The organism is Xanthovirga aplysinae (assembly GCF_009711365.1).
Taxonomy (GTDB): domain Bacteria; phylum Bacteroidota; class Bacteroidia; order Cytophagales; family Cyclobacteriaceae; genus Xanthovirga; species Xanthovirga aplysinae.
In genome coordinates, this window is sequence record NZ_SMMB01001250.1 from 1 (window position 1) to 14,563 (window position 14,563).

Annotated in this window: 11 protein-coding genes; 8 read left to right on the top strand and 3 right to left on the bottom strand. The window is 36.5% G+C overall.

Going from position 1 to position 14,563, the window contains the following annotated elements; all coding sequences use genetic code 11:
- The 3 genes from E1171_RS19230 to E1171_RS19240 form a co-directional block, all read left to right on the top strand.
- Positions 1–444 (top strand): thioredoxin family protein (locus E1171_RS19230; RefSeq protein ID WP_155207684.1); only part of this gene is annotated, 444 nt, incomplete at its 5' end.
- A gap of 282 nt (positions 445–726) precedes the next feature.
- Positions 727–2,109, top strand: coding sequence for a tRNA uridine-5-carboxymethylaminomethyl(34) synthesis GTPase MnmE (gene mnmE, locus E1171_RS19235; RefSeq protein ID WP_155207685.1), 1,383 nt, complete (start codon positions 727–729; stop codon positions 2,107–2,109).
- A 321-nt stretch (positions 2,110–2,430) separates the two neighbouring features.
- Positions 2,431–4,296 carry a multicopper oxidase family protein gene (locus E1171_RS19240; RefSeq protein ID WP_155207686.1) on the top strand — a complete coding sequence of 622 codons (1,866 nt, stop codon included), beginning with the start codon at positions 2,431–2,433 and terminating at the stop codon, positions 4,294–4,296.
- A 25-nt stretch (positions 4,297–4,321) separates the two neighbouring features.
- On the opposite strand, the gene E1171_RS19245 is transcribed toward E1171_RS19240, so the two are convergent.
- Positions 4,322–4,513, bottom strand: a complete 192-nt coding sequence (locus tag E1171_RS19245; protein WP_155207687.1) for a hypothetical protein — start codon at positions 4,511–4,513, stop codon at positions 4,322–4,324.
- A 637-nt stretch (positions 4,514–5,150) separates the two neighbouring features.
- On the opposite strand from E1171_RS19245, the gene E1171_RS19250 reads away from it, so the two are divergent.
- The 5 genes from E1171_RS19250 (at position 5,151) to E1171_RS19270 (ending at position 9,987) form a co-directional block, all read left to right on the top strand.
- On the top strand, positions 5,151–7,577 hold the full coding sequence (locus E1171_RS19250; protein WP_155207688.1) for a TonB-dependent receptor: 2,427 nt from the start codon (positions 5,151–5,153) through the stop codon (positions 7,575–7,577).
- 28 nt (positions 7,578–7,605) lie between these two features.
- On the top strand, positions 7,606–8,625 hold the full coding sequence (locus E1171_RS19255) for a sensor histidine kinase (protein ID WP_155207689.1): 1,020 nt from the start codon (positions 7,606–7,608) through the stop codon (positions 8,623–8,625).
- On the top strand, positions 8,622–8,978 hold the full coding sequence (locus E1171_RS19260) for a LytR/AlgR family response regulator transcription factor (protein ID WP_155207690.1): 357 nt from the start codon (positions 8,622–8,624) through the stop codon (positions 8,976–8,978). The genes E1171_RS19255 and E1171_RS19260 overlap by 4 nt, the downstream gene beginning before the upstream one ends.
- A 27-nt stretch (positions 8,979–9,005) precedes the next feature.
- Entirely contained in the window at positions 9,006–9,311 is a 306-nt protein-coding gene (locus E1171_RS19265; protein WP_155207691.1) for a LytR/AlgR family response regulator transcription factor, read from the top strand.
- 307 nt (positions 9,312–9,618) lie between these two features.
- Positions 9,619–9,987, top strand: a complete 369-nt coding sequence (locus E1171_RS19270) for a TfoX/Sxy family protein (RefSeq protein WP_155207692.1) — start codon at positions 9,619–9,621, stop codon at positions 9,985–9,987.
- A 693-nt stretch (positions 9,988–10,680) separates the two neighbouring features.
- Here the strand turns inward: E1171_RS19270 and E1171_RS19275 are convergent.
- Positions 10,681–11,880, bottom strand: a complete 1,200-nt coding sequence (locus E1171_RS19275; RefSeq protein WP_155207693.1) for a winged helix-turn-helix domain-containing protein — start codon at positions 11,878–11,880, stop codon at positions 10,681–10,683.
- A gap of 732 nt (positions 11,881–12,612) precedes the next feature.
- Positions 12,613–14,262 (bottom strand): serine hydrolase, encoded by a 1,650-nt coding sequence (locus E1171_RS19280; protein ID WP_155207694.1) that lies wholly within the window; start codon positions 14,260–14,262, stop codon positions 12,613–12,615.
- Positions 14,263–14,563 lie beyond the last annotated feature (301 nt).

Consider the following 14,563-nt stretch of genomic DNA (forward strand, 5'->3'; position numbering starts at 1 on the left):
AAAGAAAAAGATAAACGGTCCAGCAAAAAAGAGGTAAAGAAAAAACAGGGAATCCAATGGATAAGCATTGAGGAAGCACAGGAAAGAACGAAAAATGAACCCAGAAAAATTTTTGTTGATGCTTATGCAGATTGGTGCGGTTGGTGCATTGTCATGGACAAAAAAACTTTTAAAAATTCAAATGTTGCCGAGTTTGTCAATGAAAATTATTATGCGGTAAAACTCAACGCAAAAAGCAATAAAGAAGTGATTTTCAATGGAGTCACCCTTACAGAGGCTCAACTTGTCCAAGCTTTTGGCGTACGAGCTTATCCCACGATTGTGCTGATCAATGAAAAGTTCGATATGGTTTCCCCAGCACCAGGCTACCGTAATCCCAAAGATTTTATTGACTTACTGGAGAAGTTTCAAGATTATGCGGATTCCTATTCAAAAGAAAATTAGGATTTATGGATTTTAAGATTTATTCCTGGAAAATTAAATTTCTTTGTTTTGAACCACATTAATCAATTAAGGCAAACCTGAAACTCAAACAACCTTTTCTTACCAGGAATCAGACACCTTCTTGTTCCAAAATCTTAATAACCTAGTTTAGACAACTTAACGGTTTGTGGCAGAATACACCAAAGCTTCTTACCTTTGCGTTTCTAATTAGATTGTGTACAATTCTGAAAAAAGAAGAATTTGTAAATCATGACCTTATCGTTTTCATAAGCTTATATAAAATTGAAAGAAGAATTACTCATTAATAATCAGGATACAATTGTGGCCTTGGCTACTCCACAAGGGGTAGGAGCTATTGCCGTCATTCGTTTGTCTGGAAAAGATTGCATAGATATTGTCAATAAAGTATTCAAGGGAAAAGACCTAACCCAACAAGAAAGCCACACCATCCACTTTGGCACCCTTCGGGATGGGGATAAAATCATCGATGAAGTGTTGGTTTCTCTTTTTATTGCTCCAAAATCTTTCACAAAAGAGAACTCTATAGAGATTTCCTGCCATGGTTCACAATTCATAATTAAGCAGATCATTCAGCTGCTGTGCAAAAATGGAGCCCGATTAGCCCGTGCTGGAGAATTTACCAAACGGGCCTTTATGAATGGTCAATTCGACCTGGCACAAGCCGAAGCCGTTGCAGACCTCATCCATTCGGATTCGGAAGCTTCTCACCAGGCAGCACTTAATCAGATGCGGGGTGGTTTTTCAAATGAGATCAAAAAGCTGCGAGAACAGCTGATCCATTTTGCCTCCATGATCGAACTGGAATTGGATTTTGTTGAGGAAGATGTGGAATTTGCCAGTAGAGAAGATTTAGAGAAACTGATAAATAAACTACAACATGTCATTAAAGCCCTTATCAAAAGTTTTGATCTAGGGAATGTCATAAAAAACGGGGTACCAACAGTAATAGCCGGAAAACCCAATGCGGGAAAATCTACCTTACTTAATGCCCTTCTAAACGAAGATAGGGCTATCGTTTCCAATATTGCTGGAACGACTCGTGACATCATTGAAGATGAAATTAACATTGAAGGTGTCAGTTTCCGATTTATTGATACGGCCGGAATTAGGGAAACCTCTGATACAGTTGAGGCTATTGGGGTAGAACGTACTCATGCCAAAATGAAAGAAGCTTCATTGATTCTTTACCTTTTCGATCTGGCAGAAGATAATATCTTGGACATTAACCGAGAAATTAACCGATTGGAGAATCTTGGGGTTCCTTTCTTAAAAATTGCGAACAAAACAGATATTGCCCAGCCAGAGCTGAAAGAAGCCCTAGGGAAAATGGAAGATGTACTTTACATCTCGGCGGGAAAAGGAGAAAATATAGAATTATTAAAAAACAAACTGTTAGAGCAGGTAAATCTTGACAAAGTAAAACGGGGAGACACCATCGTTACTAATGTTCGGCACTATGAAAGCCTGGTACAAACCCGGGATTCCTTGCAAGATGTACTAAACGGCCTGGCCATGGGCATAACCAATGACTTTTTGGCTTTGGACATCCGGCATGCACTACATCATTTAGGTGAAATCACCGGGGAAATTACTAATGATGATCTCTTGGCAAATATATTTTCTAAGTTTTGTATAGGGAAGTAACCCCCCTTCCCTTTTTTACCTTAACCTTTCAATTCTAGCGATTTGAAAGGTTTTTCTTTCCTTTATTGTCTATCTCCTTTTTTCTTCTTAAGAGTTTCTACAAATTATATAAAGAATTTGGTCATACCCTCCTGTTTAATCAACTCTTAAGCCAAGCAAAAGGCAACACGTTCAATCCCGAACCAGAAAAAAGCAAAAATTGTTCTAACAACTAAAATACTTTTAGGCTCCACAAAAAACCTTTGGCAATAAAGCTTTTTCTTTCATACGATAGTGCAGTCCCATTTTCTTCCACAAACAAATTACCTATTAATTTTCTTTTTGAGCTTTTTATTGAATTGCTCTCCCTATAAAGAAGTCGAAGAAAAGAATACTAAAGAAAAAATCACCTTGCTAGATGCACATACCCAGGAAAAATTTGTTAACCCATTGCCCATTCCTCAAAGAATTTCAACCCAGAGAGGAGCACATTACAAAATTCCAATCAAAGAGGGCCTGTTTTGGCTGGGCCTGAGAAATAAGAATGGAGATTCACTAAAAACCAAAATGTGGGGGTTCGAATACAATGGAAGCATCCATTCCCCGGGCCCCACTTTCTTAACTATGAAAGATCATCCCATCAACATAAAATGGAGTAATCAACTCACCTTTAAACCTCATTTCCTTCCGGTAGATTATAGCCTGCATACCCCTAAATTGAAAGATAGCACTTCCCTTCCTATTGTCATACACTTACACGGGGGACATACCGAGGCAGAAAGTGATGGTTATCCTGAATCCTGGTACACCCAAAACTATAGAGAAGTAGGACCTACTTTTATTAAAAAAGATTATTCCTACGATAATAGCCAGGAAGCCACTACTCTATGGTATCATGACCACACCGTTGGCATGACTCGCTTAAATGTGTATGCAGGATTATATGGTTTCTATTTAATTTCGGATGAAAACGAAAAAAAACTCCTGGAAGAAAAAATAATCCCCCCTGAAAGTAAAACCACTGAAATCATTATCAATGATGCCAACTTCACCGAAAAAGGAGAGCTTTACTATCCCGGAAGACATGGGCAACCCCTTAACCCTTATATGACCACCGAGATCAAAGAGAACTGGCCGGACCCCACCCACTTTGCAGCCTTCTTTGGCACCTTTATTATGGCCAATAATATGTGCTGGCCAAAAATGGAGGTCGAACCTGCCATGTACAGGTTTCGCTTATTAAATGGGTCAACTTCCAGAACCTATATCCTGGAATTCGAAAATCAAATGCCCATATATCAAATTGGTTCGGACGGAGGCTTTTTGAATAACCCCCTGAAACTGAAACAACTTATCCTAGTACCAGCTGAAAGAGCAGACATCATCATTGATTTTTCCACACATGAAGGCGAAAAAATTATTTTGAAAAACCTTGGGCCAGATTTACACTTTAGAGGTTTCGTCGACCCTAAAGACCCCAAAAACTCTACCAAATTAATCTATAATAAAGATGAAAATAGAAGAATAACCGATGGATTTGGTGGCTTCGCTCCTATTGCCGATCCCAAATCAACAGGACTTGTAATGCGTTTTGATGTAACAGAGCAAGCTGACTCCCCCGATAAGACTGAGAAAATCAATTTTAATTCCAACACCAAATTGCGTCCTACTTTAGAACTACTCGACCCAAAACAGGCCGTTAAAACCCGTAAACTAGTACTTTTTAAACTTGCAGATGATCTGGGAAGAACTTTGGCAATGTTAGGAACTTTAAAAGATGGGTCTCTTTTCTTTAAGGATTCTATTACTGAGGTTATAGAGAAAAACACCATTGAAATATGGGAAATATATAATACCACCATCTCTTCCCACCCGGTACATCTCCACCAGATACAATTTCAAATCTTAGACCGTCAGGTTTTCGAAGTTGATTTAACATTTCATGACCAAAAACTCCTGTACACTGATCGTACTTTTAAAGGGGCCATTCTAAATTTTAAAAAATTTGTAGACAAACCGATTCTGCCACAAGCCAATGAAAAGGGACGAAAGGATACGGCCCTGGTCTTTTCAGGTCAGCTAATTCGTCTAATTGTCCGTTTTGACCTCCCGGGAAAATATGTATGGCACTGCCATATCCTTGCCCACGAAGATTATGACATGATGCGACCCTTGATGGTGGTTGAAAAAAATGATGAATCCCCTTGAATTCCCTTTGATTTAACCTAATTGCCTAAAACAAAAAATCCCTCAGAAGAACAACCACAATGAACACTTCTCCAAAGGCCGGCTCCCAACTTCCAACAACCAAACCTACCACCAACAAGCCATCAAAGAAGGCATAAAATACAAAACGCCTCAAGCCTAAATCATCAGCTTTATTAAAGAAAGCCTCCTCCAAAGAGACGAAAAAGACTGTTACCAAAGAGCTTCTGGAAATCTTTTGTTTTTAAGCGAAAAGAGAATTTTGGAAGCCTTCCTGGCAAAGAATAATTCGGGGATCACCAAAGGTTTTCGGAACATAAAAGAATAATTTCAGCTATCAGGAAGCAACAAATTAACCTTTTGTTTACTGACCAAAACTAACAACTCAATTTCACCATTAGTGAATTCCAGCTTGAACTTAATAATTGGCCTTTAAAGAAAAAGAATGGGTAGTTAATTGAGCAGATCTACTTATAAAATTGTCACCGACCTGTCGGATCCAAACAAAAGATTTAATCCAACCAGATTCGATCATTTAGGAAATTTCAAAAAGACCTAAAAAGACTAATTAGGATTAAACTGAATACCCACCATTACCAGAATGGTGTAGTATCAATGGGACATTTAATACGAAAGCCTGGCTTACTTACTGTAAAGTGCTAAACCACAATAGTGGGTTAAATAAAGGGAAGATTTCCACTTGACAAAAACTCAAACAACTCCTTTTACAGAGCAAAAAAAGGGGTTTACAGAAAAAATTTTAATAGGGCTGGTAATTGCACCACTTTTAGCTTAATAAAATGGATTAGTAAAATTCATTTCCAATATGCAAGGATGTAAAACATAACCCTATAAAAATGAAAGTAGCCATTTTTTTCCTATCGCTATTGGCAAGTACCATAAATCTAATGGCACAGTCAGCCCAAATTCTTGGTCAATTGCAAGAGGATGAAAAACCTGTACCCTTTGCCACTATTGCTCTATACCAGGCAAAGGACAGCACCTTGGTAAAGGTGGAGATTAGCAATGAATCTGGTCTGTTTCAATTTAGAAATTTACCGAAAGGTTCCTATAATTTGATAGCCTCTTTTCTTGGGTATGACGATTTGCGGAAAAATATTACTCTACTAACAGATCAGGAACAACTTGACTTGGGCAAACTCTCCTTTCAGCCATCGGCTTTAGAACTACAAGAAGCCATGGTAACAGCATCTCGGCTAATGGTTGAAATTAAGTCCGACAGAACAGTATTTAATGTTGGAGGAACAATTAATAGTGCAGGTTCCAATGCCATTACCTTATTACGTCAAGCGCCTGGAGTAAGTCTAGATAATAATGATAACATCTATGTGCTGGGAAGCCCGGGTGTGTTAGTATATATAGATGGAAAACGTCTGCCTCTCAATAGGGAAGATCTTAGTAATTACCTTCAAAATCTAACTTCCGAACAAATTGACCGCCTGGATATAATCACCAATCCAGGAGCACGTTATGAAGCGGAAGGCAATGCTGGCATTATTGACATTCGACTAAAAAAGGATAAACACCATGGTGCCAACGGAATGATAAATTCCACCTATAGTCAGGGGCGACACCTTTCTTATAGTTTAAATAGTAGTGGTAATTTTCGCAATAAAAAGATAAATGCTTTTACAACACTAGGCATTGGAAAACGGGCCGGATTTAGTGAAAGCACCTATGAGAGCTATATAAATGACTTTAAATTGCATGAAACCAATAATTTTTATTCTAATTGGAAAAATTATAATTTCCGATTAGGTACCGATATCTTTTTAACTGCTCATCATAGGATCGGCGTATTATTTAGTGGAAGGAAGGTAATGGGGGAACAGAATTTACCAAGCCAGATTAAAATCTACCATCAGAATACGCCGGATCAACTAGATAGCACCTTAATTGTAAAGGGTAAAACAAATAATAAACCTAGTCAACAAACTTATAACCTAAACTATAACTTTGATAATCAAAAAGGAAGAAAGCTCACTTTGGACTTGGATTATGGGAAATATAACAATGAATCGGAACGCTTCCAGCCTAATCGCTATTACAACCCTGAAAATGAGCTCATTTCAGAGACTATAAACTGGATTGAAATGCCCTCAGAAATTGACATCTATACCTTCAAAGTGGATTATGAAGCTAATTTAGGAAAGGGTACCTTTGGGGCAGGAGCTAAAATAAGTCAGGTGAACACTGCTTATACCTATTCATTTTTTGATGAGAGAAATGGATCAATTATTCGTAATAATCATCGATCAAATTTATTTGACTATAGGGAAAATGTCTTCGGAGGTTATATAAATTATAGCAGGTCCCTAGGTGAAAAATGGGATCTTTCGGCCGGATTAAGAACAGAACAAACAGATGCCAAGGGTCATTTGCAGACCTTTTTAACTCAATTAGAAGAACCACCCGTCAATTTAAATTATTTGAATTGGTTTCCAAATGTAGGATTGAACTGGAAGATTAATTCTAAGAACTTACTTGCCTTGAATTACGGTCGTCGAATCAATCGCCCTGATTTTAATTCCTTGAATCCATTTAATGATCAATTGAGTGAACTGGCTTTTGAAAAAGGGAATCCATTTTTACGTCCTGAAATTGCCAATAAGATTCAATTAAGATATACTTATGCTTTAGGATATCATTTCACCATTGCCTATACCCACACCGCTGACCAAATTACTCGTCTGGTTGGACCCTATGATGAAGATCCTCGGGCAAGTTTTAGTACATGGGAAAATCTGGCTAAACAAAGTGTAATCAGTTTTAATTTTAATGCCCCAGTCATGATTAATCAGTGGTGGGATGCCTATTTCAACTTAAGTGCATCTCATTTGGACAATCAGGCGGATTATGGCCATGGGGCTATTGTGAACTTACAAACCTTTACCTATAAAATTTCCCAACAACACACCCTTAAGTTTCCTGGGGGATACAAGGGGGAGGTTTCTGGCTATTATTCCGGTCCAGGGGTTTGGGGAGGTTTATTTAAATTAGAACCCCGTTGGAGTTTGAGCTTTGGTCTTCAACGCTCATTTTTGGACGGTCGGCTTAATAGTCGCATAAGTATCCACGATCTCTTCTACCAAAGTGGTTGGGATGGCTATTCAGAATTTAATAACTTAATTTATAATGGAAGTGGCCGTAGAGATAGCCGGAGAATAAGTGTAAATTTGACCTATCAATGGGGTAACAAATATTTAAAATCACAAAATCATAAAACTGGCATGGAATCGGAAGAAAGCCGGGTAGGCCACTAAGTGGCTTTGTAAAGAAGTTACACAATAGATGAATTACAATACGTATCATAGATTTAGGAAAATTGAACCAACCCTACACCTGTTTTTTTGGGTGATGGTCTTATTCTACCCCTATATAAAAAACTTTGGTTGGGAGGGAGACTATTCCTGGAATTTGGGACATGAGCTTTTGGCTCTCCTATTTAATATGATTCCTACTTATGTCATGTACTGGTGGTTTTTCCCACAAAAGAATAAAAAGTTTGCTATCCCTAAGGTTATTTTGCTTTTTATCTTCATCGAAACAGTTTACTTTCATCTGGACAGCTCTTTCCACCCAGGAGATATTCATCCCCGATGGGGAATGTTTCTATCAGCCATCGTAAGGTATAGCGCACTAAGTGTAGCATTTTTTGGCTTGTATTCCATAAAACAACTGTATCAAAAACAGCTGGAAATAGATGCTGTTATTCGTGAAAAACAAGTTGCGGAATTACGAATTTTAAAAGCTCAGATTAATCCGCATTTCTTATTCAATACCCTCAATACAATTTATGCCAGTGCATTGGACAAGGAAGATAAAACGCCGGATTTACTTTTAAAACTTTCGCATAGTTTCAGATATTTTTTAACCGAAGGGCAAAAAGAACATGTATCCTTAAAGAAAGAAATCCAACATTTAAAAGATTATATACAGTTGCAAGAAGAAAGGTTGTCCAATAAAATAATAGTGCAATGGTCAGAGAATATCGATAATTATGCCCAAAACATCCCTCCCCTTTTATTAATCTCGTTAGTAGAGAATGCTTTTAAATATAGCAGTATTTTAAGGGGAAAAAATCACCAGGTTAAATTAACCATCACTCTTAAGAAAAATTTCTTTTCCTTTAGTTGTGAGAACCCCTTTAAAGATAATGCCTTAAGGGAGATAGACCCAAATTGGAAAGAAAATGGCATAGGATTACAAAATACACGAAAACGGTTAGAGCTATTATTTCCTAACTGCCATGAGTTGGACATTAATAAAACAAATAATTATTTTAGGGTACTTCTTAATATAAAGTTATGATCAAGTGTCTGGTATTGGAGGATGAAAAAGCCGCCCAGGATGTGCTGAAAAATTATATCGAAAAAACCCCTTTCATGTCATGTGTTGGCATTTACGAAACGGGGTTAGATATTCCACAGAAACACTTACAACAAACCGATGTTTTATTTCTAGATATCCAATTACCAGAATTAAACGGACTATCTTTTTTAAAAACTTTAGAATATCCACCCAAAGTAATCATCACTACTGCTTATCCTGATTATGCCATTGAGGCTTATGAAGAAGCCGTAGTAGATTACTTGGTAAAACCTTATTCCTATGAGCGATTTTTCAAAGCGGTTAGCAGAGTCCGGAATCAACTAGTAGTGTAGAAAAATCCTGTTGAACATCAGCTCTTTTTGTATGCGGATAAGACCATTTATAGAACAAATGTCAATGATTTACTATACCTAAAAGCTGAAGTAGATTATGTAAAAATAGTAACAAATGAGAAAAATCTCCTAATTTTAGATAGCTTGAGCAATTGGGAAAAACAGCTTGCAACTTATAATTTTCTCAGAGTTCATCGCTCCTACCTTATCAATCTCCAAAAAATAGAAAAGGTAATAGGCAATGAGGTATTTATAGGTGATGCCACTATTCCTCTGGGAAAAAATTATAAAGCTCCCTTTTTAAAAGCTATAAAAGGACCTTTCATCCACTAAAAAAAATATTGAGTAAACAGACCTCTATCCTGAAAGAAGTGATTACATTATTTTGCCCTTAATTTGTACATTCTATAACTGTTGGTCTAAATTAGTTTGTCTCAAATCAAAACTTACAGTAAAAATAGAAATTTGGAGGCCTGATCAAGAGGCTTTTAAAGAAAATAGCAGGCAAATGGCTACAGATGAGAAATACAAGAGGCAGTTTTTCAAATGCCTTTGACCGCAATTAAGTAAGTTATTAATTCGGATTTATATAATCCTTTATAAATGACAAAATTTCTCTCAAAACTTTAATAATAAAACGATGGCCTATAACGAATTTTTGGCAGACAGAATTAGACAGAAATTTCAAGAACAACAAGTTAACTTTTCCGAAAAGAAAATGATGGGTGGTTTGTGTTTTATGGTGGATGATAAAATGTGCTGTGGAATTCATTTCGACAAAAAGAAAAACTCCGATTTGTTGATGGCAAGAATTGGTGAGCAAGCCAGTACGAAAGCACTTGAACACCAGGCTTGCCACCCGATGGAATTTACCGGAAGACCCATGAAAGGTTTTGTATTTATTGATCCAGATGGGTTTGATCTAGACCAGGATTTGGAACATTGGCTAAAACTATGTCTAGATTTTAATCCTTTAGCAAATTCCAGGAAACGCAAAAAGAAAAAATAGATTAATCAAAACCTCACTATTGAATTCAAATAAGTTGCTTTTGTCAATACCAATAGGCATGAGTAATAGGTAAAATCAAATTTCAGAAGCAGCAAAAAAAGGCAATAGGTGATTGTCCTCTCCTATTTTCTGTAACTTATCTTCGATGTTACAATCCTTAAACAATAGTTTGTAGATTTACTGTGCTCCCAAACAAGGATGCTTTGCCTTTATAATATGTTTTTCTGTTGTACTTCTTCCCATGTTTGAATTGGAGGATTACCAAGTAATTTGGCATATTCCCTTAGTCCTTCAATACCCATTATTTCATAACGCTTAGTCAATTTAAAAGCTGTTCAACAAGTGGTTTAGAAAGTTTTATATTGATCAGTGAAAAGGTACTTTCCTCAAAGCCTTTCACAGTTAAATTCTACCTTTTGATCAATAGTTGTAGTGGCTTTCCAAAACATGGTTTTTGGATTCGTTTAAAACCAATTGCTATTAATACAGTACACCTTTGTCCCTTTAACTCAGTAAACGATGCGCCATTATCGAACCTCGCGACCTTAATTTTACTCATTTTTTTTCGTTTTGACACTTTTGCCACTATTGCTTTTATACATTGTTGGGGTGTCGTTTTTGATTCATTCTAAACTCCCTTTTAAAATCATTAAAACCATTTTTCAACAGTTTTTTATACCATTTATCGGGGATTTATTTTGCAAAAACTTGCTTTAAAGTGCTTGTTAGCTCTAGTGGACTTACTTTAGTCAATTTGATTGATTGACAGCCATTAAAAGTAGCAAATCGCTTTATCGTTTTTATTAACGGCGCCAACCATATTTCGATATCCTCCTGTCTGTTTTCAATGTGTAAATGGATAAGTTCTAATTGACCCTTTTTACGATGTGCTTTGCAATCAACACGACCAATAAATTCATCACCATACAAAATAGGTAAGCAAAAGTAACCATACCGCCTTTTTTCTTTAGGAGTATAACACTCGAGTCGAAAGTCAAAATTAAAAAGCTCCTTTATGCGATCACGGTGAATGATTGAATTATCGAAAGGAGACAAAAGTCGGACATTGGAAGTCAGCTTTTTGATAGTGCTTTCAAGTAAAGTATTAAGGGCAAAAATTGTAGGCATACCCTCAACCTTTATTTGTTGAACTTTTTGTTTTTCAAGCATTGTTTGTAATGCTTGTTCAACGTTTTTTCGGAGGGCTTTACCAGTTTTTAGATGTGTTATTTGTTTAACGGTAGTGAATCCGTAAGCACGAAGATGTGTTTCAACTAAATGTTCAGCGAACTCCAAAGGGCTAGGTTCAACGGTGTTGATTGTATTGGGCAACACTCTTTCAGTTAGGTCATAGATTTTCTCCATACCATCACGTCCGCAAATCATTAAATCTCCCTGCATAAAGAGTTTCTCAAGAGCTACTTTTGTTGGTTTCCAGTTCCACCATTTTCCTGATTTTTCATTAGAAGATTTAAAATCTCGAGCTTTTTGCGGACCATCAATACGAATTCTTTCATATACGTAATGGATGCTTTTGGAATCAACGTTGTTGAAATAGCGCGATTCCCCACGTTTGAAGTGTAACATTTGTGGTAAGGCATAACGAAAATCCCGCATTGGTAAATAAGAGGCGGCGTGAAACCAATATTCAAATACTTTACGCTCTTCTATCAACTGATTTAGATGTTCACTTTGATAACCTGGTATCCTTGTCCAAAAGGTATGATGATTTGCCCGTTCAATAACTGATAGTGTGTCTATTTGGACATAACCAAGATGTTCTAACGCTCTTAGCACTGCTTTTTTACCTGATCCAAATGGGTGTGTTTTACTTAACCCTTGACATTGTAAGGTTGCTCGCTGAAGCTGTTTTATTATGGAATCTTTGCTCATATTATTCTTGTCCTTTTATCACTTATCTGCCTAAGGTGATACACATCGAATGAAGTGTATGTACCTATTATATTATAGGTTCACTAATACACACTGCCCCCTGTGTAAGCTTGGAGATATTTATTCCTGTACTGAAATATAGGTTTCCACTTCTGCATTGTCTCCCTCATAATACTTTTTACCGTGTATCGTAATGTCAGCAGAATATGCTCTTTTTAAACCTCTTTATTGCCAAATTCCACCCATGTTTTTATTATCGCTTCCGGCATCTTACCTTTTGAAACATACTTTTTATATTTCCCAATAAAAATTTCTCTTCCTAAAAAGTTATCCGGAATAGCATCTAAAGAATTAACAGGAGTCCCAATTATTGCTGTATATTTCCCTTAATGGTCGTTTTCATAGTCAGTATAAACTGCATTAATGTCGTCATTAAGTTTATTGGGGATTTGGTTTTGTATATTTTCTCCTCAAAATTTCCCCCAGAGCTTTTCTAGGTCCAAGAGTGATTGTCCATTTTGGTCTGTTGTCTCAATTGAAATTCCAATAATTTTGAAGCTACCTATTAGTTGCATATTCTTTTATCATTTTTAAAGGATAAAAGTCCAAATATCAGGGTTGTAATTGTAAATATTTGTTTCATTTTTAAATGCAACACAACGTTCCATGTATGGTGTCGTAGCATACCGTAGGGTGCTATGCACTAAACACCGTTTTGTACACAGTTTATGATTACTCAACTTTTAATAATGAACTAATTTGACCATTTTCATTAATTACCTCATCATTTTTAGGATCTAACATAGGGTAACCATCTACCATGAATTGGTATGAATAAGTACCAGGCTTTAAATTAATTGTGGTCGTCCAAACGCCATTTTTTTTCAGTAGAGGTGTACTTGATGAACTCCAATTATTGAACGATCCAATAACTGAAACAGAACTCCCCCATAGATAGTCGCTGAAAGTAAAAGTAACATTTCCATTAAGCTCTTCTGAAGTCAAAAGATGTAATGTATTTGAAATATCCGTATTGTGAGGTTCTAGTAATTGCGCCTTTTTATAGTATTGAATTCCTTCATGAGTGTAACCATGTCGTATGCAATGTGCAGCGTAACCTTTTTGAGCTTTAAATGATGCTGGGAAGGTTTCGGCAATCGCCTTCAATAGTCTTTTTTCTTCAGAATACTTTTTTCTCCATTTTAATTGCATGGCTACAAAAGCTAACTGACGCTCAGTTGCAATAGTTGTATCAAGTAAATTACTATTTGGAATAAGAAATTCTTTAATGCCACTGTTATAACCTTTTTTCAATATTGATAGCATAATTTTTTCATCGGAACGAATTCTCATACTACGTTCCAGCATGCTAAACTCGGGGATTGTATCTTTGAACAAGTATTCAACTAATTCTGGAAGAATTCGAAGCCCTTTATAACTGTTGATGAAAAAAACCATTCCCCTATTTTCATCGGGATAAAACATTGCGAAAGACTTTAAATTACCATTATCCCCCCATTGCCATAAATATTCTGCTTTTGAAGAACTGTTAATTCCCCATCCTAATCCCCATGATAAGGAATTACTAATTTTTATTTGCGGCTTCATGATTTCGTTAAATGTTCTTGTCTCAAGTTCTTTTTTTTGAAGTATTGCTATCATCAATTTTGCATAGTCTGTAGGTGTTGTGTGCAATGATGATGCAATTACCGGCTTTTCTGGACGCCAGTTTGGTTTAGGGGTTCCAGTATAATCGTGAGGTGAAGCAAAATTAATTTCAAAACGATCCTCCCATACGAAGCTTGAATGCTTCATATCTAAAGGTTGGAAAACCAATTCCTTCATTACTTGGTTTATAGGCTTTTGCTGGATATGCTCAATTACCTTTGCTAAATACATATAGCCTTCTCCTGAGTATTGAAATTTAGATCCTGGTTTATGCATCAGTTTAAGTTCTCCGTTTCGCCAATTAGGTAATCCACTAGAGTGACTTAAAATCATTCGGGTTGTGATTTCCTTATACCTTTCATCCTTCTCCAGTTCTTCGTTTTTAAGATAATGGTATAAGGGTTTATCTAAATCTACTTTCTCTTGTTCTACCAGCTTCATGACGGCATAAGCAAAAGCAGGTTTACTTAGAGAAGCTGCACCAAATACAGTATTGGCTCTAATAGAGTCCTTAGTATCCTGGGAGGTTACACCATGATTACCAATATATTCTAATTTATCATTATCGATATAAGCAATGGATAAACCTGGGATGTCATATTTTAATAGCAGAGAGTCAAAAAATGTTGTCTCTATGGATTGACCAACCCCAATATTATATGTTAGGAAAAAAACTCCGACTAGCCATAATTCATTTTTGAAGTATTTCATCATTTACTCCTAGATTTAATTGTATATAACCAAACCATCGTTTAATGGCAATTTCTTTTTAAATAGGGTATAAACCCCTTGCCCAACAAAAGTTGGGGAAAAGATTAGTAAAAAAGTCGGAACAGGGGTATTTCCATTGCTTTTAGAAATTATAGTATTAGGGGCTGCTTTTGTTCCACCAGTCTGCCTTCCCACATGCCCCAATTTCTAGAATCCTGATCGGGTCGATTTTCCAACCTAGATGCCATTTAATTAATCGAGCTTTGATCCGACTGAATTTGATTTTGTTCCCTTATCTGACCTG